The following is a 24,947-nucleotide window of genomic DNA, read 5'->3' as shown; positions in this document are numbered from 1 at the left end:
ACGGGCATGCCGGATTTCTCTTCAAACGGCAGAAAACGGGGGTTGTCATGATTCTCCGAAGACGTTTCCGGATCTTCTTCTTGTTATCCCTGATCGTATTTCCGTTTTACATAACGGGTTGCACTTCCGTTATCTCCAAACCGGTTCGGGACCGCGTGAATCCCGGTATCACCTTCCAGGAGCTGAAGGGCAATCCGGAGCGGCACGCCGGCACGATGGTCCTGCTGGGCGGGGAGATTGTGGCAACGACGGTGAGAAAGGAGGCAAGCTGGATTGAGGTCGTCCAGAAACCTCTCGGCTGGGAGGATCAGCCCAGGACGACCGACCTCAGTCACGGCCGTTTTCTGGTCCTGTTCCAGGGGTTCCTGGACCCGGCGATCTATGCAAGGGGGCGGAAGATCACGGTTGCCGGTGAGGTTCAGGGTACAAAGGTTCTCCCCCTCGGCGAGATCGAATATACCTATCCTGTCATACTTCCGAAAGAACTTCATGTCTGGAAGCCGGTGGAGATCCATGACGGACCGAGGTTTGGCATCGGCATCGGCATTGGAGTGGGAGGCGTCATCCGATGAAAAGATCTTTGATCCTTGCCCTGTTCTCTCTTATCCTGGCAACGGCCTGTGCGCCTTTTCCCCAGAATCTGATGAGGGATGCACAACTCGCCGTATCCGTATCCGATGTCCAGAAGGAACCCGATCGCTACCGTGGGGAAGTGGTCATCTGGGGCGGCGTCGTTATCGACGCCTTGAACCGCCGGGATGAAACCGTCCTTAAGGTCATGCAGACGGATCTCGATTTTCAAAAGCGTCCCACCAATACCGCCAGATCACCTGGGCGATTTCTGGTGCGCTGCAAGGGTTTTCTCGACCCGTACATCTACAGCAAAGGGCGTGAAATAACGATTGCAGGCGTCATCATCGGGAAGGAAGAGCAGAACATTGGAGAGATTCTCTATGCCTATCCCGTCTTGGAAGCCCAGGAAATCCGCCTGTGGGAAGAGAGACAGGATCCCCAGTACTGGGGGCCGCCCTACGGGTGGGGCTATCCCTATCCATGGTGGCCGGGATATCCATACTGGTGGTGAGTATCGAAACCGGAGGTCGCCTGGAGACCGCCTCTTTGTCCTCCCCGTTGCAGGCAAATTTGTGTATGCCGGGTTGCCTTCATGATCGCACCCCCGGGATAGCCCGCCCTTCAAACCCAAGGCATCACAGCCGCATCATTCCTCAAGTTTTGCCCCGACCTGCCGAATAACTTAATATCAACCAAATCATTTTAAAGATGTCGTCCTTCGGGTTTCACGAATAGCGATTATCCCGCCGCCCCTGTTGAACAGCGTCATGGGTTTCAACAGGCCGCAGCGGGTTATATGCCATGCCGTCAAGGGATCATGCATCCTCATCCCTTGCCGGCGCTGAAGATGGAAGGATAACGGACTAATCCCTTGAGGAAGAACAAATAACGGATGAGAGGAACCGATGATGAAAGTGATGGTGATGGCAGCCCCCCCCGCTGGAGATGAAAAAAGAAATCTGGATACAGACCGCTTAATTCACAACGCCCTGAGTTCGCTCGGGGAGGGAATGGGGAAGGCATTGGACGGCCACGCCAGGGAAGATGTTCTTTTGGTTCTGGTGGATGGCGGCAGCGGGAAGCTCCAGGATATGGCCAACCGCATCAAGGAGAGTCTTGAAATCTCATGAACAAAGAAAAGGATTCTGCCGCACTGGTATGAACCAAGCTTCTTCAGGCCAAGCTTCCATAAGGAAGATTCCGGATTTACTGTGGCGATTGCCCCCTGAGACAGACCGGGCACGGCATACGCGTCGTCAGTCCAGAAGGCGAGATGGATCAGATGGACCCCTGTCAGCCCCTCGATGAACGGGAACAGTTCACAGGGGCTTTGTTATGCCCGGAAAGGCTACGCTCAGGAATTACAGAATACCAGAAGGACGGCGTAACATCTTCCCCCGGAATCATGCAATTTAACCCATGGATAGAGCCGGACATTCGGGAACAATTGTTTGCTTCTTCGGGCATAATTTTCTAAATTGCAACAGGTGGTGCTTGAAAGAGCGGCGACAGGAACCGGCTGGACTTTCGCTCCGCAAAGGCGCACTGTTCCGGCCGTTTGCCTTGAAGCGGCTGATCGGAAACGCCAACAGAATAGAACATTGAGGAGGGAAGAGGATGAAGGTATTGGGCATCAACGCCAGCCCCCGCGGATCGAGAAGCCAGACGCTCCGGTTGGTCAAGGCTGTTCTCGATGGGGCGGAATCCAGGGGATTGGACGTGGAGCTGGTGGATCTTGGTCTGTTGGAGATCAATTACTGCAAGGGGTGTTTTGCCTGTTACAGAACGGGAAGATGTCCCCAGAAGGATGACTTTCAGGACCTCTATGCAAAGATGCTGGGCGCTGACGGTTTGGTGATGGGCTCTCCGAACTATATCCGGTCGGTTACCGCCCAGATGAAGAGCCTGTTCGATCGGATGGCCGACACAATCCACTGCCAGCTGTTTTCCGGAAAATATGGCGCGGCCGTCGCAACATCCGGAGGGCTTGGCCAGGATCATCTTGTCCGTGAATATTTGAGTGACGTTCTGTTCTCCTTCGGATCGTTTGTTTCCGGTACCGCTGGAACATCCATGGCAGAGGGGCCGGAGGCTTTCGCGGATGCCGAGAAACGGTCCTTTCAGCTCGGGGAATCCCTGGCCGAGGATCTCAAGACAGGGAAAGGCTACCCGGATCAGCAACAGGCCCTGGCTGAGAGCGCAGCATACTTTCACGCCCTTGTCCAGATGCACAGGGACGAGTGGCTCCACGAGGCTGCCTACTGGGACAGGATCACCAGACAGCCGGGAGAAGGGCGACAAAAATGAGAAGCTGAACAGAAAGGGGAGGAATCATGGACAAGGACCTTTTCAAGGTATACCGATTATTTTTGAAGGACAGCATCCGCAAGGTTGTCGATTTTTCCCAGACCGACCAGAATAGAGGCATCAAACCGCCCCCCTTGGAAAAGCCCTTTGCAGAGGATGCCGTACGAGTCGACCTTCCGCGAAACGTGCAATTCGGGAAGATCGGACAGATCGATCTGGCGGCGGCGATCGGAAACCGGGAAAGCCGCAGGGCCTATCGCCGATCTCCTCTTTCCCTCGATGAGATGTCCTTCCTGCTCTGGGCAACCCAGGGGGTCAAGGAGAAACTCGATCCCGGCCACGCCCTGAGAACCGTACCTTCCGCAGGATGCCGCCACGCCCTGGAAACCTACCTGGTCATTCTCAATGTCTCGGGAATGGAACAGGGCGTTTATCGTTATCTTCCCCTGGAGCATCAGCTCCTCCTTGAATTTACCGAAAAGAACCTGGAGCGGAAAATCGTTCGTGCCGCCCTGGATCAGCCCTATCCGGGCGAGGCTGCCGTCACCTTTGTCTGGACGGCCGTTCCCTATCGGATGGAATGGCGCTACGGACTCGCCGCCCACAAGGTCATTGCTCTTGACGCCGGTCATGTCTGCCAGAATCTCTATCTTGCCTGTGAAGCCATCGGCGCAGGAGCCTGTGCGATCGGCGCCTACGACCAGAGTCGAATGGACAAGCTGCTCCGGGTGGACGGCGAAGAAGAATTTGCGATCTATCTGGCTTCCGTGGGCAGGAGAAATTGATCCGATGATGAAAACAAAGGGGCATTGCATCGAATTTTTCTAAAGAGGCATGAATTTTATGACAGGAATGAGGACGGAAGAAGACCTACTGGGAACACTCGAACTTCCCGCGAACTGCTACTGGGGCATCCACACCCAAAGAGCGCTGAGCAATTTCCCGATCAGCGGAACCCCGGTGAATCCGGCGCTCATCAAGGCACTGGCCCTGGTGAAAAAAGCCTGTTGCCAGGCCAATGCCGGACTGCGTTATCTGCCGACGGACAAGGCGGAGGCCATCCTTGCCGCCTGTGACGACATTGCCGCGGGAAAACCCTCGGATGCTTTTCCCGTTGACGCCCTGCAGGGCGGGGCGGGCACCTCGACCAACATGAACCTCAACGAAGTCATCGCCAACCTGGCCATAGAAAAACTCGGCGGGAAGAAGGGGGATTACCGGCTCGTTCATCCCCTGGATCACGTCAATCTCCATCAGTCCACCAACGACACCTATCCAACGGCCATCCGCATCGCCGGAATCCAGGGTCTGCGGCGTCTGAGTTCGTCCGTTGCCCGCCTTCAGGGAGCCTTTCAGGACAGGGAGAGGGCCTTCGGTGAAATCGTCACGATCAGCCGCACGGAACTGCAGGAGGCCGTTCCCGTCACATTGGGCGCGGAGTTCTCCGCCTTTGCTGAAGCCCTTTCTCGGGACCGCTGGCGCACTTACAAGTGCGAGGAAAGGCTCCGTGTCGTCAATATCGGCGGAACGGCCGTGGGCACGGGGCTGACCGCCCCGCGGGATTACATCTTTCTCGTCATCGAAAAGCTCCGCGAGGTGACGGGGCTGGGGCTGGCCCGCGGCGAGAATCTCATGGGGGAGACGGCCCATGCAGACACCTTCGTGGAGGTTTCCGGCATCCTCAAGGCCCATGCGGCCAACCTGATCAAAATCGCCAACGATCTGAGACTGCTCAACTTCACCGGGGAGATTTCCCTCCCGCCCCTGCAGGCCGGCTCCTCGGTCATGCCCGGAAAAGTCAATCCTGTCCTGATGGAAGCCGCCATGCAGGCGGGCATCAAGGTCATGGCCAACGATGTGATCATTGCCGAGACGGTGAGCCGGGGAACCTGGCAGATCAACGAGTTCCTGCCGCTTCTTTCCCACGCCCTGCTTGAGTCCCTGCATCTTCTGGACAGCATCGACGAGCTGCTGGCGGGCCACATCCTTCGGATTGTCCCCGACAGGGACCGCTGTCAATTCCACCTCGACCGCAGCCCCATGATCCTCACCGCCCTGCTTCCTTTTCTCGGTTATGAACGGGCAACAGAGCTGATTGCGACGTTTCACCGGGAAAAGCATGCCAATGTGCGAGCCTTCCTGGAAGTGAAACTCGGCAGGGAACTGGTCGAAAAACTCCTGTCGCCCTATGCGTTGACCGCGCTGGGCTACCGTAAGGAAACATCCCCCCCGCGTTGAGACCCGTTCCTGGACTTGTGGATGTTGTTTCACCGCCATCCCGGTCAGCCCCCCGGGAAAATGCCGACCCAAAATAGGTTGACAGGATTTTGCCGTTATAGGATAAGAAAAAATCTTTTTTGCTTCCTGTAATACGGCTCTCTCTTTTGATACCTGAGGGGAAGGATGACGTTCTAACCTCGAGGGGGATGAAATATCTTTAGGAAATGCATCTGGAACCTCCCGATTTCGGAAAGACGGATTTGCAGGAAGCAGGGGGATGAGGATACGATCCGGCATTTGCGACTAGAGAGGTTTGATTCCCTGCGGGACTCAAACCTCTTTTTTTATGGAAAAATTCCATGAACAGAAGAATCGGCACCATCAGCATCATCATTACTCAGCGGTCCGCACAGGCCGCTTCGGTCAACAGGATTCTGTCTGAATACGGCGACATTATCATCGGGCGGATGGGCCTTCCCTACCCCCCTTCCGGACTGCACATCCTGTCGCTCATTGTTCATGGCACCACGGACGAGATCGGAGCCATGACGGGAAAGCTGGGGACCCTGACAGGCGTCAAGGTCAAATCGGCGCTTCAGAAAACCTCATAACATCGAAAGGAATGATTTCATGAAAGATTTCATAAGAGATGGGGAAATTGAGGATCTGCTGGTAAAATCGGAATCCCCCGATCACAAGCACGTTCTTGACATCATTGAAAAATCAAAAAAATTAAAGGGGCTGACGGTGGAAGAGACGGCGGTCCTTCTGCAGACCGAGGACCCGGAGCTGCTCCAGGCGATTTTCGAAGCGGCCAGGGAAATCAAGCAAGGCATATACGGCAATCGTCTCGTTCTGTTCGCACCCCTGTATATCGCCAACTACTGTTCAAACAACTGCCTGTACTGCGGCTTCCGTAGAGACAACCAGGATCTCAACCGGGTCGCCCTCACCATGGATCAGATCGCGGAAGAAGTCCGGGCAATCGAGAGAGAGGGACATAAACGCCTTCTGATGCTCTGCGGGGAACATCCCAGCCGCTCCAGCCTTGATTATTTTATCGAGGCCATTGAGACGGCCTATGCCACCCGCACCGACGAGGGTGGCGAAATCCGGCGCATCAACGTGGAGATCGCCCCCATGAGCGCACCCGACTTCAGGCGCTTGAAGGCGGCCAGCATCGGCACCTATGTCCTCTTTCAGGAGACCTATCATCACGAAACCTACAAGACCATGCATCCCAGCGGCCCCAAGGCTGATTTCGCCTGGCGGCTCACGGCGATGCACCGGGCGCAGGAAGGGGGGATCGATGACGTCGGGATAGGTGCCCTTTTCGGATTGTACGATTACCGTTACGAAGTCCTGGGGCTTCTCATTCATGCCCGGACCCTGGAGGCGGACTGCGGCGTCGGCCCCCACACCATTTCCATTCCCAGGCTGGAGCCTGCTTTTAATGCCCCGGCCGCCATTTCCCCACCCTGCCCGGTCAGCGATGATGAGTTTAAAAAGCTCGTGGCCATTATCCGAATGGCGGTTCCTTATACCGGCATGATCCTGAGCACGCGGGAATCGCCTGAAATCCGGACGGCCGTCTTTGAGCTGGGAATTTCTCAGATCAGTGCGGGCTCGAGAACAAATCCCGGAGGCTACACGAAGGATTCCAGCGAAAATTTCCGCGCCGCGCAGTTCAATCTCGGAGACACGAGAACGGCGGACGAGGTCATCCATGACATCGCGATCAGGGGGCATATCCCGAGCTTCTGTACGGCCTGTTACCGCCTCGGACGGACGGGCCGGGATTTCATGGACCTGGCCAAACCCGGCCTGATTCAGCACTTCTGCCGCAGCAACGCCATGATGACCTTCAAGGAATATCTCATGGATTATGCCTCTCCCAGGACCCTGGAGGTGGGAGAGCGCCTGCTGGCCCAGCTTCTGGCGGAGACCGAAAAGCCGGAAACGCGGCGGATTCTTGAGGAGCGTCTCGAAAGAATCGAACAGGGCGAACGGGATCTCTTCATATGAACGGCCTCTCCCTTCGCGGCGGCTCGGGCATAAGAAACCGATGACGTTGACTTCAAAGACGGAAGAATGCCTGGAACGGCTTCAGGAAGCGGGCCCGCCCCGGCGTGAGGATCTCATCGCCCTTCTTTCCCTGCGGGATGAGAAAGCCCTGCAGCCGCTTTTTTTTGCGGCCGATGCCCGAAGAAAAGAAACCGTCGGGGATGTCGTTCATCTTCGCGGCATCGTCGAGTTTTCGAATTATTGTGAGCGGAACTGCCTGTACTGCGGCCTGCGGCAGGCAAACCGGCAGTTGAAGCGCTACCGGATGACCGATCGGGAAATCCTGGAAGCGGCTTTTGCCGTCAAGAGGGCGAACATCGGGACGCTGGTTCTGCAATCCGGAGAAGATCCCTTTTACGACGCGGAAAAGCTCTGCCGCCTGATCGAATCCATCAAAAGGGAGACCGGTCTGGTCATCACCCTTTCCCTTGGGGAACGGCCGCGGGAGGAATACCAGGCATTCCGGCAAGCCGGAGCCGACCGCTATCTGCTCAAACACGAAACGGCTTCGCCGTCCCTGTACCATCGCCTTCGCCCCGGTTCCCGGCTCGAAAACAGGCTGACGTGCCTGGGGTGGCTCAAAGACCTGGGCTTTGAAACGGGTTCGGGAAATATGGTGGGGCTGCCCGGTCAGGATGCCGCCGTTCTGGCTGACGACATTTCCCTGATCGACTCCTTGAATGCGGATATGGCAGGGATCGGCCCTTTCCTCCCTCATCCGCAGACCCCCCTGTCCTCCTGTCCCCCCGGGGAGGTTCTGCCGGTTCTGACCATCCTGGCGCTTGTCCGGCTGACCCGTCCGGTCATCCATCTTCCCGCCACCACCGCCATGTCCGTCCTTCATCCCGAAGGGCGTTTGAAGGCCCTTGCCTCCGGCGCCAACGTGTTCATGCCGGATTTTACCCCGCCGGCATACCGCCGCCTCTATGATCTCTATCCCGGCCGATCGGCCGATTCTGGAGACCCCTTATCCATCCTGAATCTCCTGGAAAAAGAATTGAACCGTTACGGCCGCACGATTCTTCCATAAATACAATAAACTCTGAAGAGATAGAGAATATCATTGCGTCGGCAAATAAATATATAAATTAAATGTGTTCCGCGCTATCCTACAAATATGGAAAAGACAGACGCACGCAAGCATAGCCCAGAGACCCAACATCAGATACGGAAACAGATTATTCGACTTCGTAAGCAGGGTTTTTCCAACCGAGCAGTAGCTGAGGGTGTGGGCATCAGTGAAAGTCATGCCAGCACGATATGGCAGCGCTACAAGAAGGAAGGCGGTAAGGCAATCCAGCTTGGAAGACGCGGTCGCCGCACAGGAGGGCAACGGACACTTTCCTCGGATCAAGAAAGGGAAATTCAAAAGGCATTGATTGACAAGATGCCGGACCAGATGAAAATGCCCTTTGCCCTGTGGACGCGAGATGCCGTGAGATTGTTGATCAAGCGGCTCTATAAAGTCGATATGCCTATCCGGACGGTTGGAGAATATCTCCATCGCTGGGGGTTGACCACACAGAAACCGGTAAAGCGCGCCAACGAGCAGAATACTGAGGCAGTGAAGAAGTGGCTGGATGAGGATTATCCGATCATAGCCACGCGAGCGAAGCAACAGAAGGCAGAAATTCACTGGGGTGATGAGACGGGTGTTCAGACAGGTGCCAATCGTGTCCGGGGTTTTGCCCCCAAAGGAGAAAAACCGGTCATCAGGATGGTAGCTAAAAAGAGCCGTGTCAGCATGATATCGTCCATCACCAATGGCGGCAAAGTTCGTTTCATGATGTACCAAAATGCCATGAATGCCGAGCTTTTGATCAAGTCATGACTCGTCTGATCAAAGGTTCCGACCGGAAGATCTTTCTCATTCTGGGTAATCTTCGTGTTCATCATGGCAAAATTGTCAAGCAATGGCTGGAGGAACATAAGGAACAGGCAGAGGTTTTCTATCTTCCTTCCTATTCACCCTGAGTTCCCGAGAAAGTGTAACGAGCAATAGAGTAAGTCTTCGATAGGACGGAGAGAAGAGCGATTTCTTCTTGCATTGCACATCGTTACAATGCATATAATTGTAACGAGAGGGGGATCGCATATGCCGGCTATCGTCTATCAGACCAACAAAAAGACAGGGGTCACCTACGCATACGAATCGATTTCCTACTGGGACAAGGATAAACGACAGTCTCGGGCGAAGCGCAAATGCATCGGGAGACTGGATCCCCAAACGCAAGAAGTCGTTCCAACCAGAAAAAAAGCACAAGACATCGCCGGAGAAAAAATCAAGCGAGGGCCAGTGCCGATAACAAGGACCGCGCGGAGTTTTTATGGCGCCACCTATCTTTTTGACCGCATCGGAGAGGACACGGGTGTGACGGAAGATCTGAAGACATGCTTCCCCGAGAGTTATCGACAGATCCTGTCCATTGCCTATTACCTGATACTTGAGGATAGAAATCCTCTGAGTCGATTTTCCCGATGGGCCGCAATCCATCGCCACCCTCATGGCGCGGTTATCCTCTCACAGCGGAGCAGCGAACTCTTCGCATCCATTACCGAGGAAGCCCGGCAACGATTTTTCCGGATTCAGGGGAAACGGCGGGTAGAGAGGGAATATCTTGCCTACGACAGTACGTCCGTTTCCAGTTATTCCAAATGTCTCAGGCAGGTGCGTTGCGGGAACAGCAAGAATCACGAACTCCTGGAACAGATCAACCTGGCTTTGCTTTTCGGGCAAGAATCCCGTTTGCCTTTCTATTACCGGAAACTGGCAGGAAACATTCCCGATGTGAAAACCCTGAGAAAAGTTCTGGCCGACATGAACACCCTGGGATATGAGAAGATCAACGTGGTCATGGATCGGGGCTTTTTCAGTGCCGCCAGCATCAACGACCTGTATCGGCATCATATCACGTTTCTGATTGCCGCCAGGTTATCGCTGAAGCTTGTGCAGACCCATTTGGAATCCGTTCGGGATAAAATGCGCAACTGGACCTATTACCATCAGAACTACCAACTTTACGCCTATTCCTTACCGATTACATGGAGCTATGTCCAGGATCGACCCTATCGAGGGGACACGCTCAACGCGGATCGCCGGATGTACCTTCATCTGTATTATTCCCCTGATCGGGCTTTGGAAGATGAAAAAGCCTTCAATAGTCGGTTGGCCAATTTGCAGGCGGAGTTGGAAAGCGATCAGCGCCATCCTGATCACGAGAAGCAGTACGCCCAATATTTTGAGATGAAAACCACACCGGTTCGAGGCATGAAAATCATTGCCAAGGAAGAGGCCATTGCAGAGGCGAAACGCAACTACGGTTACTTCGCTCTGTTGAGCAACGAAATCAAAGACCCTATTGAGGCCCTTTCGACCTACAGGAACAAGGACCTTGTGGAAAAGGCCTTCGAAAATCTGAAAGAACGGCTGAACCTCCACCGCCTGTCTGTTTCCTCAGAACAAAGCTTGGACGGCAAGCTGTTTGTGCAGTTCATCGCCCTCATCTTTCTATCCTACATCAGCCGTAAAATGCAGGAAAACAAACTCTTCAAGGACTATACCCTAACAGGAAGTTTTAGATGAACTCGACAGGATCGAGTGCTTTGAAGTGCCGGGGAAGAAACTACAGCTTGGTGAAACAACGAAACACCAAATGGATCTCTACGCAAAACTGGGCGCCACACCTCCCCCCTCGCTACAATGATCCGGGAATTCAGGAAGCATATGTAAACTTGTGCGAAAGTCGAGTTATTCATCTCCACGCACCGGACATGTAATGATAAATTACAAATAATCTGTCTTGACAAGATCTCCATATTCAATCATATTCCGTGTTGTTTTATTTAGCATAAAAATCAGCATCAGGAGGCTTCATGAAAATTATTATCGACGGAAAGGAAATCGAGTTCAGCCCCGGACAGACGATATACCAGGTAGCCAAGTCTGCCGGTATCCATATCCCCGTATTGTGCCACCAGGAACAGGTTAAACCCGTTGGCGCCTGCCGCGTGTGCGTGGTCGAGATTGAGGGGGCGCGCTCCTTGATGGCCGCCTGTGCGATGCCCGCAGGCGACGGGATGGTTGTGTCCACGAATACCGAGCGGGTGCGGAACGCCCGCAGGATCATCGTGGAGATGCTCATGACCCAGGGCCACCACAACTGCATCACCTGCGAATCGAGCGGTGACTGTGTTCTGCAGGATCTGGCCTATGAACTCGGCCTCGACGCTCCGCGCTTCGATGGGCCTGCGACCCTCCTTCCCGGTGAAACGGGCAATGAAATGATCGTGCGCGACATGAACAAGTGCGTCCTCTGCGGCCTTTGCGTGCGGGCCTGCAACGAGATCCAGGTCAATCTGGTCCTCGATTATATCGGCAGAGGATCGAACTCCAAGGTCGGGCCTCCCTTCGGCCAGCGTTATGAAGAATCGAACTGCGTCTTTTGCGGGGAATGCCTGCGTGTTTGCCCTGTTGGAGCCCTGTACGAAAAGCAGGGGCGTTTCCAGGGCCGAACCAGGGACCTGGAAAAGGTCCGGACCACCTGCAGCTACTGCGGGGTCGGCTGCCAGATGGATGTCCGCGTCAAGAATGGCAAAATCGTCAAGGTAACCACGGACCGTGAAGGGATGCCCGCGCCGAATTTCGGCAGCCTGTGCATCAAGGGACGGTTCGGTTACGATTATGTTCACCATCCCGAACGTTTGACCAAGCCCTTGATTCGAAGGGATGGAGAGCTGAAGGAGGCCTCCTGGGACGAGGCCGCAGGTTTTGTGGGTGAAAAGCTGGCTTCGATCAAACAAGCTCACGGGGCCGATGCCATCGCGGGGCTGTCATCGGCGCGCTGCACCAACGAAGAGAATTACCTGTTCCAGAAGCTCCTTCGCGCGGTGGTCGGCACCAACAATGTGGACCATTGTGCCCGTCTCTGACACAGCTCCACAGTGGCCGGTCTGGCCGCTTCCTTCGGTTCCGGAGCCATGACCAACTCGATCACCGACCTGGGCCAAAGCGACTGCTTTCTGATCACGGGGTCAAATACCACAGAGAATCATCCTGTCATTGCAACAGTCGTCAAACGCGCCATAACCCAGCGGGGCGCCAAGCTCATTCTGGCCGATCCGCGCAACATCGAACTGGCTAAGTTCGCCACAGTGCACCTGCGCCAGAAACCGGGGACGGACATCGCCTGGATCAACGGCCTGATAAACATCATCATCGATGAAGATCTCCTGGACAGTAAATTCGTTTCCGAGCGCACCGAGAATTTTGAGGCCGTCAAGGAGGCTGTGAAAAAATATACACCCGAGTATGTCGAAAGCATTACATCAATACCAGGAGAGGATCTCATCGAAGCCGCCCGGCTCTATGCAAAGGCAGGGGCCGCTTCCATCCTTTACGCTATGGGCATCACACAGCATATCACCGGCACGGATGCGGTGAAATCCCTGGCCAACCTGGCCATGATCACAGGCAATATCGGGAAACCCGGCACAGGAGTCAATCCCCTTCGGGGCCAGAACAATGTTCAGGGAGCCTGCGACATGGGCTGCCTGCCCGGCAATTTCACCGCGTATCTGCAGGTGGCCAACGAGGAACATCGCAGGAAATTCGAGGATGCATGGGGAGTGGAACTGAATCCCAATCCGGGGCTCACCATTCCCAGGATCATCGAGGGGGCAGGAGCAGGAACCATCAAGGCTCTCCTGGTCATGGGCGAAAATCCCATGATGTCCGACCCTGATCTGTCCCATGTCGAACATTGCCTGTCGAAGCTGGATCTGCTGGTTGTGCAGGATATCTTCCTCAACGAAACTGCTTTACTGGCTGATGTCGTTCTGCCTTCATGCACATGGGCCGAAAAGGAAGGCACGTTCACCAATACCGAGCGCCGGGTCCAGATGGTTCGCAAGGCCGTAAGCGCTCCGGGTGAGGCCAGGAATGACTGGGAAATCCTGAAGCTCCTGGCGAACAAAATGGGGGCTGGCTGGAAATACGCAACAGCAAAAGATGTCATGGACGAGATCAACAATGTGACCGCCTCGTACAAGGGCATTACCTACGAGCGCATTGGCAAGACCGGCATTCAGTGGCCCTGTCCCACCCTCGATCACCCCGGCACGCCCATTCTGCACGGAATCACCTTCACGAGAGGAAAGGGCCTCTTCTCGGTCACCGAATACGTTCCGGCCGCCGAGCAGACGGATGAGCAGTTCCCCTTCGTACTGACGACGGGCCGCATCCTGTACCAATACCACACCGCCACCATGAGCCGCCGCTCTCTGGGGCTTGTCTCCCGGACACCGGAGGCCTTTGTGGAAATACACCCCTCTGACGCGAAAGAGCTGGGAATCAAGCCGGGTGACGAGATCGAAGTGTCCTCGCGACGAGGTTCGATTACGCTCAAAGCTGACGTCGGAAAGCGCGTTGAGAAAGGTGTGGTCTTTATTCCCTTCCACTACAGCGAAGCCGCTGTCAACCGGCTGACCATCGCAGCCCTCGACCCGGTGGCCGATATACCGGAGTACAAGGTCTGCGCCGTTAAGCTTAGGAAATGCGCTTAATCAAAAGTTCATCTCCCCCGTTAAGGTATTCAGGAGTAAGACGAGCATAATCGTTTATCTCCTGAATACCTTTCGTTTTTCCTTAAGACGCTCCTTTGGAGACACGCTTGTCATCTGAGGAGATTTTTTTCCTTGAATTTATTTTCAATTGCCTATAAAGGGGGGAGCGTATTTTAGAGTGGGGATTTTATATTGATTCAAGGAGGTATTCATAGGTGAGTAACGAAAATTTAGAGAGCAAGCGTTGGATCATTGCCGGAGCTGCCATCGTCATGCAGCTGTGTCTGGGTACTGTCTATGCCTGGTCAGTTTTCAAAAAACCTCTCATGACCGTTCACGGATGGAGTGAGCCGAGCACCCAGGCCACCATGATGATTCTGATGGCCATGATCGGCATCTCCGCTGCGTTCGGCGGCATGCTGGTGGACAAGAAGGGGCCGAAGTTCGTCGCTACGATCGGCGGTATCCTTTTCGGCCTTGGAACCCTGATAGCCGGCTACGCCGACCAGGTAGGGAGCCTGCCGCTGCTGTGGCTCGGCTTTGGTGTCATAGCCGGCCTGGGTAACGGGTTCGGCTATGTGACCCCGATCGCCACCCTCATCCGCTGGTTTCCTGACAAGCGCGGCCTGGTCACGGGGCTGGCCGTCATGGGCTTCGGCGCCGGCGCGTTTTTCATGGGTAAAATCGCCCCCGGCATGATCCTCTCCATGGGAATGGCTAAAACATTCTACATCTGGGGCGTTATCTTCCTGATTGCCGTAACAGGCGCCGCTCAGTTCTACAAGAACCCGCCCGCAGGATGGCTGCCCAAGGGATTTTCTCCTTCAGCCGGAGGTGGTGTTTCCGCGGCCGATTCCTTCACCTTTAACCAGGCCCTTAAAACTCCCCAGTGGTATTTGCTTTGGGGAATGCTGTTCCTGAACGTCTCCGCCGGACTGGGACTGATTTCCCAGTTGTCCCCCCTGGCGCAGGATGTCATTAAAAAGGCGACGCCGGGGATCACCCCCGAAGCGCTGGCCGTGGCCGGTGGTTCCATTGTCGCGATTTCAGCTATTTTCAACGGCCTGGGCCGTCTCTTCTGGGCCTGGACCTCCGATCTGATCGGGAGGAAAGGGGTTTTCATGACCATGTTCGCCACCCAGGCTGCCCTTTACATTTACCTGCCTCAGATTGCCAATGTGACGATGTATACCATTGCCGCCTGCTACCTTCTCGCCTGTTACGGCGGCGGATTTGCAACCATGCCCGCCTTTGCCGCGGATTCCTTCGGACCCGCCAATATCGGCAGAATCTATGGCATGATGCTGACGGCGTGGGGTTGCGCCGGTGTTGCCGGACCGCTCGTTTTCTCAAGCCCGGCGATCAAGCCTGTTGCACTTTATGTGGCCGCGGGTCTTTTGATTGCCGGTTTTGTTCTGGCACTGATCTACAAGAAGCCTGAAAAGGCCTAAGGAAACCCTTCATCAGGGAAATATCTTATATCTTAAAAGAAGGGCGCCGTTGAAAGAGATGATAAACGGCGCCCTTCTTTGCGTCATCTTCCCGTCCACTTATTCTGGGTCATGCTGCGTTTTCCCCGGCCTTCATGGTTCCTCGTTAACACCCACAAGGGGAAGCTCCTTTTCAAGGGAGAAATAGACGAGGAACCTCTTGCGAGTGTTATTGCCCTCAGAATCCTGGCGATATTTCCGTCTTGACAGGGATTCAATCTTGTCCGGATCGGATTCTTCTTTTGTCTTAAGGAGATACAGCCGCTTCCCTTTCCAGGTCTGACCGGCCTCAATAAACAGATAGACGGCATGCGGATTGGATTGAAGATTCTGATGCGTCAGGCGGTCGGCAGTTATAAAGGCAATCTGTCCATCCTCCAGAATGTGGGGTCTGCTGTATATCGCAGCATCGACTTTCCCGGCTGAGTCCGCCGTAGCCAGGATTCCCGTTCCCTCCGTCTGATCGAAATAAGCTTTCAGATCCATGATGTTCCATCCTTTCTGGTCTGTGTACAACTGTTGGTTTTTATGGCCTTAGCCCTCTTTCGCCGCATCCGTCACAACGCGGTCCATCCCCGGTGGTGCTGATTCAACCTCTGTTCGAGTGAATCTCCTCTATCAAGAATAATAATATTAATCATTTTTCCAAAAAAATAAATTCCAGGTCTTTAAAAAAATGAAGACAATTTATCAAATTTTTTAGCGTGCTGTCTTGCTCGGAAATGAAAACGGAAGAAAACAAAACTCTTGACAGTCGCCGTCGAGATGCCGTAGCAAAAGATCAGAAATCGGAGAGGGGCTGGAAATGGCTGAGATTAAAAGTACGCTGGATCTGATCATGGAAAGGACGAAAGGACTGACCATGACGGAGGAGGAAAAAAAGGCCCTGAATTCCCGTGAACTCGGAGGCAAAGTCAAGGGATGGGTGCAGAAATGCATCGATGGGACCCTGGATCTTGCGCGTCTCAAGGAGGAAATACAACAGGAAAAAGCCAAAGAGCCTGAGCTGCGGCCTGCCCTCCTGAAGGAGCTTCTTGACAGGGTCGATCCAGACGGCAACAGTGAACGGGTTTTCCAGATGATGGAAAGCATTCTGCATCGTGACACCGCCCCCCTGCGGGAGCTGATCGGTGGATACCGAACCGAACTCAGTGAAAAAGAGCGGGAGCTGGCGGCAAAGGCAATAAGCGATCTGTCGCAACAGGGCATTTCCGGTTCAGCGGTGGTTCCGAACCTTGATCGGGATCCCCTGTGGATAAAGGTTCGGGAGCAGTTAAAGGACCGTTCCATTCAGAAAATCCGGTCGGCGGTAGCGCGTTAAAGATAGCTGAACCAGAAGGATTCAATTCTTTCGAAATTTCTCCGGACCGCTTCCCGGCCGACAACAACGTTTCCATGCCCCGGGAGAAGGACCTCAACGTCCAATTGGCTGATTCGTATGAGACTCTCCTTCATCAGTTTTCCGTCTCCACCGGGAAGGTCGGTGGTGCCGATTCCATCTTCAAAGGCCACATCCCCGCAGAAGAGGGCTTTCTTTTCCGGCCAGTAAAGGCACAGCGAACCGGGTGAATGCCCCGGCGTAACAAGAACCTGAAGCCGCACCCGGCCGATGTCCAATTCCCCCGCCTGCAGCAGGATGTCCGGCTCCGGCATTGGGAAGGAAAGGCTGGCCAGCTTGGTGAAATACAGAAAATCTTCCTGGCCCATCATGGACAGAGTCGGCTTTCGGAACATCGTCATGGCATCGAGATGATCGGGATGTGCATGAGTGGCGAGAACGACATCAATCTGCCCGGTTGAGAGGTTTAAAGCTGAAAGGCCCCGCCGCACCTCACCGAAGAGATGGCCGTATCCCGGGTCAATAAGGATCGTTTTATCTCCGAGAATTAAAAAAGTATTGCTGTTGTTCTCCCTGTTGCTTTCCCAAAGGAAGGCATAGAGATCAGCCTGGATTTTTGTCAGCATCGACCGTTTTTTCCTTCATTAAAATGTGATTTCCAGCTTCACTTCCGGCTCAAAGATCTCACCGAGAGATTGAAGTCTCCTCCTTGAAGACATATCCGAAAAACCCGAAGTCAAAGCCTCCAGCATTTCCAGGCGGTTTTTTTCCTCCGCCCTTCCGCTGATGTCGCGCATGGGACCGGTATTCTCCAGGGGAGAGAGGGAGAGAGAAAAAAAGCTCCAGCTGTTGATGTCACTAGATTGCCGTTCTTTTCCGCTTGGCTCCCCTTCCTGAGGGGATAACGGCGGAAACATGCCGGAATCCGGAATATCCATGGGCGGAAAAGGAGGGGGTACCCGATCATTTTCCTGGATGGGAGAGCTCAGCAACAGATCGCCCCTGATATGGAAAGGGCTCCTGGGGGAAAAAACCCCCTGTGCACAGCAGTTCCAAGCGGGCAGATACAACAGGAAGAAAATCGCCACGAGCGGGAAAACCGTCCCGATCCATTTCCGGTGCGTCTTCATCTGCGTCCTTCTTTTCCGTATCCTAGAAAAAGGAGGATTCTCTGGGCAATTTAAGGGACTGATTGGCGTACAACGGATCGTTCAATTTCATCTTATTCAAAGACAGAAGGACGTTGAGCGGTGTTTTATGCTTGCGGGCGATTGTATCCAGGGTATCCCCCCGCTTCACCCTGTAGGTGATGTGGCCGGTTGCCTTCCTCCGGGTGCTGGTTGCCTCCGCTGCCGGGACGGTTCGCTCCTCCTGGGATTCAGCAACCACCGCGGTTTCGGGAATCTTGATTGTCGTTCCTGCCAGAAGAGCATCGCCGATCTTCATGCTGTTGAGCCTGCAAAGTTCCCCCACCGTCGTACGGTGTTCCCGGGCGATGGAGCCCAGGCTGTCTCCCCGCCGGACCTCGTATGACGATGTTGAAGATGCGCCTCGAAGGGAGTCCCGGTTTTTTGCGATTTTCACTGCCCTGTCCGCGGACCCGCCATCGGGAACGCCGTCACCATGGCCATCGTCTTTCACCTTTATCCTGTTCCCGGCATACAGGGGATCCTTCCAGGTTCGTCCGTTCAGCTTCAGCAGGTTGTCCGGCGTTGTTCGGTAACGTCGGGCAATGGTAGCCAGAGTTTCACCTCTCTTGATCTTATGGAAGACGCTCCCCTGCCCTTCCGGTTCTGAAATCTGTGATAAACTGGATTTTTTTATCTCCCTTTTCCCTGTCTCCTCCGAGGTCTCAGAGGTTACTGATTGTGCAATCTTCAGTCGCTTTCCTGCAAGCAATGGATCTGAAATCCCCATCGAGTTCAATCGCGCCAATTCGGAAAGGGACATCTCGTAGCGGAGGGCAATCTTCAGCAGGGTTTCCCCCCTCTTCACTCTATGGAACTGAACGGAAGAAGCACTTGGTCCCTTCGCCTTACCGGAAGAGGGTCTCGGAGCCGATGAGGCGGCGACTGCCACTCCCTTTTTCCCAGCTCCGGCACCCTGCTCATGACGGACCAGAACGGCGGGTGACGCCGGTGGCGTCAAGGGAAGTGACGGTTCAAATTCCAGGATCGCGTTTCCCACAGTTTCCGCTATCCTTGATTGAAAAACCGGATCTTTCAGCCACTCTTCCTCCTCCATGTTGGAAATGTAAGCCGTTTCCACAAGAACCGAAGGTATTTCGGGAAGCTTCAATACCCGCAGCTGGGCTTCCTGCACGGCCTTGAATTTCACATGACCCACCCTCTCAAGGTGATTCAACACCAACGTTCCAAAGTTTTTTGACATGTTCCGGGTATTGGTCTGACACATATTCAGGATGATGGGATCAGAAGCTTCATGGGAATCGCCATTGGGGGAACCACCGACCATGTCGGCAAGGTTTTCCTTGTTTGCCAGAATCCTGGCCGCCGCGCTGCTTGCCCCGTCCACGGAAAGGCAGTAGACGGAACTGCCCCGCGCGTCCCTGTTAGCAGCGGCATCAGCGTGAATGCTGATAAACATCGCTGCGCCATATTCCCGTGCGATCTTCAGCCGTTTTTTAAAAGGGACATAGTAGTCGCCGTCACGGGTCAAGAAGGCGCGATAACCCGGTTGCTGGTTTAAATGGGTCCTGAGTTTCCTGCTGATCTCCAGAACGACATCCTTCTCATAGGTTCCCCCCTGGCCGATTGCCCCCGGATCATCCCCGCCATGCCCCGGATCGATCACGATAATTCGATCTCTTTGCTGCTGCCTGGCCTCAGCTCTCTCCTCCAGCTCCTTTTTTTCGACATCCGGAAATTCGATGTCGATAACGATCCGGTACGGTTTGTCTTTAACCCTCTTTAAATTAAAAACCCTTGTTTTTACTTTTTTATCGAGGAAAAAATCCACTTTATGCCGATATTTGCCGACGGATTCGTGCTGTATTTTTTCAATGCCCTTTTTATTCAAAAGAATGGAATTCGGTATGGATTCCTGTACCTCGCAGTTGCGGAAATAAAGAGACAGAACCTGCCCCTTTTTCACCATCTGATAACGTGTTCTTTCGCAGGTATCAATGACTATCCGGGTATGGTCGGGCGCCACCCAGTGGCGGATATTGAGGATGGCATTGGCGGCCAGGACATCAGGGGGGAGGAGGCAGCACAGGCTCATCATCAGCCAGATAGCGGCCATCAGTCTACCTGATGTGCGGACAAAACGATGTGGATCTGTCATCATCCCTCCAAGCAAGCCCACAATCTGCTCATGTTGTGGTACGGAACAGGAATTTTAGATGATACTTACGTGATATTCAACTCTGTTATTTCTGGTAATTTCTTATATATTCAAAATTAACGCCACATCAAACAAAACAATTAGCAGAATTCATCCATGATTTCAACCCATTCCCCTGAAAAAAAACTTTAAAATTTGACTTTTACCCCATGAAGCTGAATGGAGGTCGTCTTTCGTGGAACCGCCAGTAAAATATGGCCTTGACAGATTCAGGGAAAAATGCCAGAAGAGTGCCTCCTATTTTGTCTGTCTTTACCATAAGATGGATCCTACAAATCTGCGAAGTCACAGGGGCGATTAGCTCAGTAGGATAGAGCGTTGGTCTCCGGAACCAAAGGCCGCGCGTTCGAATCGCGCATCGCCCACCATAAAATAAAGGGGTTGTGCAAAATGCTCAACCCCCTTTATTTTTTCTCTGCTACCCGATTGCTGCCCAAAACGAAAAATCTCCCAAATTTAACCCTTCGAGAAAGCAAATATTTTCTTGCGGATTAGCATCCCCTATTAGGATATGTCCAACATCTCCCATGCATCTCCTCGACATCAAGGTACGCGGGCAAGACGCTACCGTCGGCCGGACCATGGTGTCTTCCATTCGGAAAAGTAGATTACGGATTGGTCCCTCGGAAATGGAAAGATATGATATCGCATTTCACCATGACCGTGCTATTATCCGTTGCTTTCAGGAAAGATCCGAATCATAATTTTTAAAGGATTTAGAATCACAGCATCCCCGAAGGGTGAAGAGGATGGAGCGGGAGCTGAAAACAGTCGGCATCATGATTGACATGTACTGCCGGCATTCCCATGGGTTGGATCAACGCTGCGGGGACTGTGAGGAACTATTTGAATATGCCGCACAGAGATATCTCAGATGCCCCTTCGGCAAGGACAAACCGGTGTGTGCGAAATGCAGGATCCACTGCTATCACCCGCAAATGAGGGATAAAATCAGGGCTGTCATGAAATTTTCGGGACCGAGGATGATCTTCTTCCATTCGATCCTTGCAGTGAGGCACCTGATAGCAACCCGGCAAGAGCCGCCGGGTTCAACAGGAACGAAAAAATCAGCTCCCCCGCACAATACCTGATTTGCAAGAGAGCGAACTTGGATTGACCGTCCCCCTTCCCTTTCATCTTCTCACGATTGAGATGCATCAAGGCTCGCACAGGCATTTTTCAATACTGGCACGTTGTGCGGCGGCCATCAACGGCATTCTCTTCCACAACAGCGTTCTCATACCGGATTTGGGAGCAAATACCCCATCAACCAGGAAATGCACGAACCTGTCCCACCTGTTTTACCTGGAGAGCCCCGTTCTTAAAGGGCGTTCAGAAAGTCCTCAGCCAACCGGGCGATCTCACGGGCGTGATCCGTTCCATTAATGCAGCGTCTGGCGTTAACAAAATCCGTCTTGTTCTTGTTGATGTAATCCGTGATTTTACGGCCTGTAAACGTCCCTGTCTTGAAACCATGAACCAGAACGAAGAGCGCGATATCAGCGTCCATTGCCCGGTCCGGATTGCTGACCAGGTCCACCCCTAAAATCTGTGAATATTTCTTGTAGTTGTTGTCCCAGGTCAATTGGACATATCCACGGCCATAATAAGGGTAATACCGGAAGTTATTTTTCCTCCATTCTTCGCTTTTCCAATAGGCTTCCCGAACCGGCTTGAAGGTGTGGTTCGTTTCCCATTCCACGGTCGCCAGGACATAGGCGATCTGAGCATTGGATCCGATATCCTGCTTTCTGCATTCCCTCCTTATCGCATCGATGGTTCCTTCCCTGGTACTGAAGTCGTTGTCCTGAGCCTCCCCGGCATCCTCAACCCGTTTCTGAAGCGCAGCGATAAAGTCAGGGTTGATCAGGACCGGGTCCTCCTCATAGACATCCGCCTTGAACTCGGACCAGGCGCTGCGGGTTTTCGGGCCCACCAAGCCGTCAATGTCACCGACCGGATAGCCCAGCTGGTTCAAAGCCGTCTGCAGCTCTTTGATCTGCTCCTCTGTCAGTTTATTGATGTCCGTCTTCCTGGTAATCGCCACAAGTTCCTTGAGTTTCATAGCATCACCCCCCCTTTTTGGCTGGACAAAAACATCAAATGTTTCTCACCATTACAACTTCATTGACAGGGCTCCCGTTTCATTTGCCCTTGAAGGGTGCAGGATTCCGGCATGGCATCATCCGGTTCTCGGAAGCGATTTTTTTGACCTTGAACACTTTGCCATCGGATCGGACAAATCTCCCCGATATAAATTGATGATCGTCGAATTCAAAACGATCCTGCAACACGTCTTTTCCCTCTGAAACGAAAATGTATTTCCCATCCTCCGTTTCTCTCTCGAAGAAGAAGACCATGAAACCTGTTCCCCTTGCCCACCGCACTTCAAAGGCCATCTTGATCGGTTTTACTGTACACGAGGTGCTCCCGACCTGGTATTTTCCCTCAAACTCGCTTTCCTGTTCAGCAGATGCGTAACACGCGATGAAGAGGATCAAGCCGGCAGCAAGAAATACTTTGATCGCACGCATATCTGCGTCCTCCTCGGATGAAGATATCCTGGATTCCCGATGGATAACAGGCGCAAAGATTTCGTTCAACGAATCCAGCATCCATGCTTCTTTTTTTCCCATGACGCCCGGGGCAGGCACAAGAACCGGCCGAAACAATCAGCCGGTCATATCATTTTTTACGATCTGATCATCGCACAATCGTGGATTAAGATCAATGGCCGTTGACAAAGGAGAAATCACAATCGTCAGGGATAGCGCCCGCAACCGGCTCCTGCGGATGTAGTCGCATGCGGGGGCTCATTTCGTCCACAAAGAATTTGGCTTTTGAATATCGCCGATATTGATTAAACTGGCGATGACTGATAATGAATTTTCTGTGCCCCGTATCTCGCCTCGACGCCTCGGCCAGGGACGAATATGGGAGCAAACCCCGGAAAGGAACGACTCATGAACAAGGACACATTTCGGAAAGAGTTGCACAGATTTGCGGATTGGATAGCGGACTACTACGAAAATGTGGAGGGATATCCCGTTAAATCAAAAGTTCAGCCGGGCGAAATACTTTCAGAACTGAACAGGGGAAACTGCTTCGAACACGTGGGAATGGACACCCTCCTTGCAGATTTTGAGCGCATTCTTCTCCCGGGCATTACACACTGGCAAAGCCCGAATTTTTATGCCTATTTTCCTGCGAATACCAGCCCCCCGTCCATCCTGGCGGAGATGCTCACCGCCGCCCTCGCCCAACAGTGCATGATATGGGAAACATCCCCCGCAGCAGCGGAACTCGAGGAGTATGTCATGATGCAGCTCAGGGACATGATCGGACTTCCGGAAACGTTCACCGGCGTGATTCAGGACAGCGCTTCAACGGCCACCCTGACGGCGCTGCTCATGGCCAGGGAAAGGGCAACGGGCTACGGCATCAATGACAGGGGATTTGCCGGCGAGCGATTCCGGCTCTATTGCTCTGAAGAGGCTCATTCGTCCGTCGAAAAGGGCGTCAAAATCGCGGGTTTCGGAAAAGACAACCTGGTAAAGGTACCTGTGGACGGCAATTTCGCCATGCTTCCCGATGAATTGGAAATCAGGATACACAATGACGTGCAGGCCGGCTTCGTTCCCCTGGCCGTCGTATCGGCAATGGGAACGACGGGATCGACGGCATTCGACCCGATCCGCGCGATCGGGAAAGTTGCCTCGAAGTACGGGCTCTTTCATCACGTAGACGGCGCCATGGCAGGCACCGCCCTGATTCTCCCCGAAATGCGCCATCTCGCCGATGGTGTGGAGCTGGTCGATTCCTTTGTTTTCAATCCCCACAAGTGGATGTTCACCAATTTCGACTGCTCCGCCTTTTACGTGAAAGATCCTGACGAGCTGATCCGAACGTTTTCGATCACCCCCGAGTACCTGAAAACGAAGCGGGATGAGGAAGTGAACAACTACCGCGATTGGGGGATTCCTCTCGGCAGGAGATTCCGGGCCTTGAAGCTGTGGTTTGTCATCCGCGGTTACGGCAGGGAAGGATTGCAGGCCATGATTCGGGAGCATCTGAGGCTGGCTGGGCTTTTTGCCGAAAAGCTGAACAGCAGGAAGGATTTTCAGCTGCTTGCTCCCGTTGCGATCAACACGGTCTGCTTTCGCTATGTTCCGCTCAATTACGGAGGTGACCTCAACGAATTGAACGCCAGGCTGCTTGAACGATTGAACAGCTCCGGAAAGCTCTATCTGACCCACACGAAACTCAGGGATCAGTACACCCTGCGCCTCGTCGTGGGCCAAACCAATACGGCGGAGAGGCATATTAACGAAGCCTTCGACTTTATCGTGCGGCAGGCCGAAGAGCTATGCGGCAAGGAGTCCTGACGGCCGTCCAGTCTCCAGGGACGACGCGGGAGTAATCATTCCTGCTTGAAAAATCGGTCAGCGGCGCGGTTCTTTCACTGCGGGCGGTTGTCGGGGCTGTAGATGCCGGCATCGATGACGGTCTTGACCCTCATGATTTATTCCTTGACTTTGAGCAGAGATATACCGATAAATTAAGGAAATCAAACAGTGCGATAGGTCAACATCTGGAAGCTGGAGCTTTTATCCGGGCAGGGTCGAGGTGAGGGACAGGCAATTCATCATCTCCAACAGTCACTTCACGATGTGGAAATCTTATTCCTAAAGAAAGGATGGATCAGAATGAGCGATGTCATAGGTGTTGCGTGGTTCAAGGATGAGCGTACATACCGTGAGGCCCTTGATGTCTTTACCGACCCCGGGAATATGCCCGCACGTTATGAAGACTGGAGAACCCTCGTCCGAAAGCAGTGTGAATTGATTAAAAGCGGCGGAAATGTTGCGATTCGCGCAGACATCGATCCGCAAACCATTGTCCAGTGGTGCAATGCCCATGGATTCAAGGCCGATTCCCAGGGCAGAACGGCCTTCGCCAACCATGTCGCCCTTGAATATCAGAAGACCGGGCAGGGAATCATCATCGAATAATCCCTGGAGATCCTC

21 protein-coding genes, 1 tRNA gene and 2 pseudogenes are annotated in these 24,947 nt (G+C 53.6%); 18 read left to right on the top strand and 6 right to left on the bottom strand.

The window, feature by feature from the left end:
• The first annotated feature begins 47 nt into the window (after positions 1-47).
• From ACJ77P_RS03725 to ACJ77P_RS03665, 13 genes and pseudogenes are all read left to right on the top strand, one after another.
• Positions 48-572 (top strand): Slp family lipoprotein, encoded by a 525-nt coding sequence (locus ACJ77P_RS03725; protein ID WP_367359612.1) that lies wholly within the window; start codon positions 48-50, stop codon positions 570-572.
• Positions 569-1,084, top strand: coding sequence for a Slp family lipoprotein (locus tag ACJ77P_RS03720; protein WP_367359613.1), 516 nt, complete (start codon positions 569-571; stop codon positions 1,082-1,084). The genes ACJ77P_RS03725 and ACJ77P_RS03720 overlap by 4 nt, the downstream gene beginning before the upstream one ends.
• A gap of 394 nt (positions 1,085-1,478) precedes the next feature.
• A complete protein-coding gene (locus ACJ77P_RS03715) occupies positions 1,479-1,703 on the top strand; it encodes a hypothetical protein (RefSeq protein WP_408999005.1) in 225 nt (74 codons plus the stop codon).
• A 487-nt stretch (positions 1,704-2,190) separates the two neighbouring features.
• Positions 2,191-2,880: a flavodoxin family protein gene (locus tag ACJ77P_RS03710; protein WP_367359615.1), complete on the top strand. Its 690-nt coding sequence runs from the start codon at positions 2,191-2,193 to the stop codon at positions 2,878-2,880.
• Positions 2,881-2,906: 26 nt separating this feature from the next.
• On the top strand, positions 2,907-3,665 hold the full coding sequence (locus tag ACJ77P_RS03705) for a SagB/ThcOx family dehydrogenase (RefSeq protein ID WP_367359616.1): 759 nt from the start codon (positions 2,907-2,909) through the stop codon (positions 3,663-3,665).
• Between the two features lie 58 nt (positions 3,666-3,723).
• Positions 3,724-5,118, top strand: a complete 1,395-nt coding sequence (locus ACJ77P_RS03700; RefSeq protein WP_367359617.1) for an aspartate ammonia-lyase — start codon at positions 3,724-3,726, stop codon at positions 5,116-5,118.
• 341 nt (positions 5,119-5,459) lie between these two features.
• Positions 5,460-5,711, top strand: coding sequence for a TM1266 family iron-only hydrogenase system putative regulator (locus tag ACJ77P_RS03695; RefSeq protein ID WP_367359618.1), 252 nt, complete (start codon positions 5,460-5,462; stop codon positions 5,709-5,711).
• Positions 5,712-5,730: 19 nt separating this feature from the next.
• The gene (gene hydG / locus ACJ77P_RS03690) at positions 5,731-7,125 is read left to right on the top strand and encodes a [FeFe] hydrogenase H-cluster radical SAM maturase HydG (RefSeq protein ID WP_408999004.1); all 1,395 of its coding nucleotides are present in this window, start codon (positions 5,731-5,733) and stop codon (positions 7,123-7,125) included.
• Positions 7,126-7,165: 40 nt separating this feature from the next.
• The gene (gene hydE, locus ACJ77P_RS03685) at positions 7,166-8,194 is read left to right on the top strand and encodes a [FeFe] hydrogenase H-cluster radical SAM maturase HydE (protein ID WP_367359620.1); all 1,029 of its coding nucleotides are present in this window, start codon (positions 7,166-7,168) and stop codon (positions 8,192-8,194) included.
• An 87-nt stretch (positions 8,195-8,281) separates the two neighbouring features.
• Positions 8,282-9,138, top strand: a pseudogene (locus ACJ77P_RS03680) (IS630 family transposase).
• A gap of 121 nt (positions 9,139-9,259) precedes the next feature.
• Positions 9,260-10,868 (top strand): annotated as a pseudogene (locus ACJ77P_RS03675) (IS1634 family transposase).
• Positions 10,869-11,037: 169 nt separating this feature from the next.
• Positions 11,038-13,725, top strand: coding sequence for a formate dehydrogenase subunit alpha (gene fdhF / locus ACJ77P_RS03670; RefSeq protein ID WP_367359623.1), 2,688 nt, complete (start codon positions 11,038-11,040; stop codon positions 13,723-13,725).
• Positions 13,726-13,940: 215 nt separating this feature from the next.
• Positions 13,941-15,176, top strand: a complete 1,236-nt coding sequence (locus ACJ77P_RS03665; protein ID WP_367359624.1) for an OFA family MFS transporter — start codon at positions 13,941-13,943, stop codon at positions 15,174-15,176.
• A 132-nt stretch (positions 15,177-15,308) separates the two neighbouring features.
• On the opposite strand, the gene ACJ77P_RS03660 is transcribed toward ACJ77P_RS03665, so the two are convergent.
• Positions 15,309-15,701: a pyridoxamine 5'-phosphate oxidase family protein gene (locus ACJ77P_RS03660; RefSeq protein WP_408999003.1), complete on the bottom strand. Its 393-nt coding sequence runs from the start codon at positions 15,699-15,701 to the stop codon at positions 15,309-15,311.
• A gap of 319 nt (positions 15,702-16,020) precedes the next feature.
• Between ACJ77P_RS03660 and ACJ77P_RS03655 the strand changes: the two genes are divergently transcribed.
• Positions 16,021-16,536, top strand: coding sequence for a hypothetical protein (locus ACJ77P_RS03655; protein WP_408999002.1), 516 nt, complete (start codon positions 16,021-16,023; stop codon positions 16,534-16,536).
• Here ACJ77P_RS03655 and ACJ77P_RS03650 read toward each other — a convergent pair.
• The 3 genes from ACJ77P_RS03650 to ACJ77P_RS03640 are packed head-to-tail and all read right to left on the bottom strand — an operon-like array spanning position 16,533 to position 19,818.
• Positions 16,533-17,180: an MBL fold metallo-hydrolase gene (locus tag ACJ77P_RS03650; RefSeq protein WP_367359627.1), complete on the bottom strand. Its 648-nt coding sequence runs from the start codon at positions 17,178-17,180 to the stop codon at positions 16,533-16,535. The two genes, ACJ77P_RS03655 and ACJ77P_RS03650, sit on opposite strands and share 4 nt — an antisense overlap.
• Positions 17,181-17,198: 18 nt before the next feature.
• On the bottom strand, positions 17,199-17,684 hold the full coding sequence (locus ACJ77P_RS03645) for a hypothetical protein (RefSeq protein WP_408999001.1): 486 nt from the start codon (positions 17,682-17,684) through the stop codon (positions 17,199-17,201).
• 22 nt (positions 17,685-17,706) lie between these two features.
• Entirely contained in the window at positions 17,707-19,818 is a 2,112-nt protein-coding gene (locus ACJ77P_RS03640; protein WP_408999000.1) for an N-acetylmuramoyl-L-alanine amidase, read from the bottom strand.
• A gap of 393 nt (positions 19,819-20,211) precedes the next feature.
• On the opposite strand from ACJ77P_RS03640, the gene ACJ77P_RS03635 reads away from it, so the two are divergent.
• Together ACJ77P_RS03635 and ACJ77P_RS03630 are read left to right on the top strand one after the other, a co-directional pair.
• A tRNA-Arg gene (locus ACJ77P_RS03635) sits at positions 20,212-20,288 on the top strand.
• Between the two features lie 381 nt (positions 20,289-20,669).
• The gene (locus ACJ77P_RS03630; RefSeq protein WP_408998999.1) at positions 20,670-21,011 is read left to right on the top strand and encodes a nitrous oxide-stimulated promoter family protein; all 342 of its coding nucleotides are present in this window, start codon (positions 20,670-20,672) and stop codon (positions 21,009-21,011) included.
• Between the two features lie 230 nt (positions 21,012-21,241).
• Here the strand turns inward: ACJ77P_RS03630 and ACJ77P_RS03625 are convergent, their stop codons facing one another.
• Complete coding sequence (locus ACJ77P_RS03625; protein WP_408998998.1) at positions 21,242-21,985, bottom strand: glycoside hydrolase family 19 protein; 744 nt, start codon at positions 21,983-21,985, stop codon at positions 21,242-21,244.
• Between the two features lie 79 nt (positions 21,986-22,064).
• The gene (locus ACJ77P_RS03620; RefSeq protein ID WP_408998997.1) at positions 22,065-22,454 is read right to left on the bottom strand and encodes a hypothetical protein; all 390 of its coding nucleotides are present in this window, start codon (positions 22,452-22,454) and stop codon (positions 22,065-22,067) included.
• 429 nt (positions 22,455-22,883) lie between these two features.
• Between ACJ77P_RS03620 and ACJ77P_RS03615 the strand changes: the two genes are divergently transcribed.
• Together ACJ77P_RS03615 and ACJ77P_RS03610 are read left to right on the top strand one after the other, a co-directional pair.
• Positions 22,884-24,305, top strand: a complete 1,422-nt coding sequence (locus tag ACJ77P_RS03615; RefSeq protein WP_408998996.1) for a pyridoxal phosphate-dependent decarboxylase family protein — start codon at positions 22,884-22,886, stop codon at positions 24,303-24,305.
• Between the two features lie 321 nt (positions 24,306-24,626).
• Complete coding sequence (locus tag ACJ77P_RS03610; RefSeq protein ID WP_367359634.1) at positions 24,627-24,932, top strand: hypothetical protein; 306 nt, start codon at positions 24,627-24,629, stop codon at positions 24,930-24,932.
• The last annotated feature ends 15 nt before the right edge of the window (positions 24,933-24,947 follow it).

Origin of the sequence: Syntrophus buswellii, from assembly GCF_046097065.1 — a bacterium.
Classification (GTDB): Bacteria; Desulfobacterota; Syntrophia; order Syntrophales; family Syntrophaceae; genus Syntrophus; species Syntrophus buswellii.
This window is presented reverse-complemented; position numbering and strand designations above follow the sequence as displayed.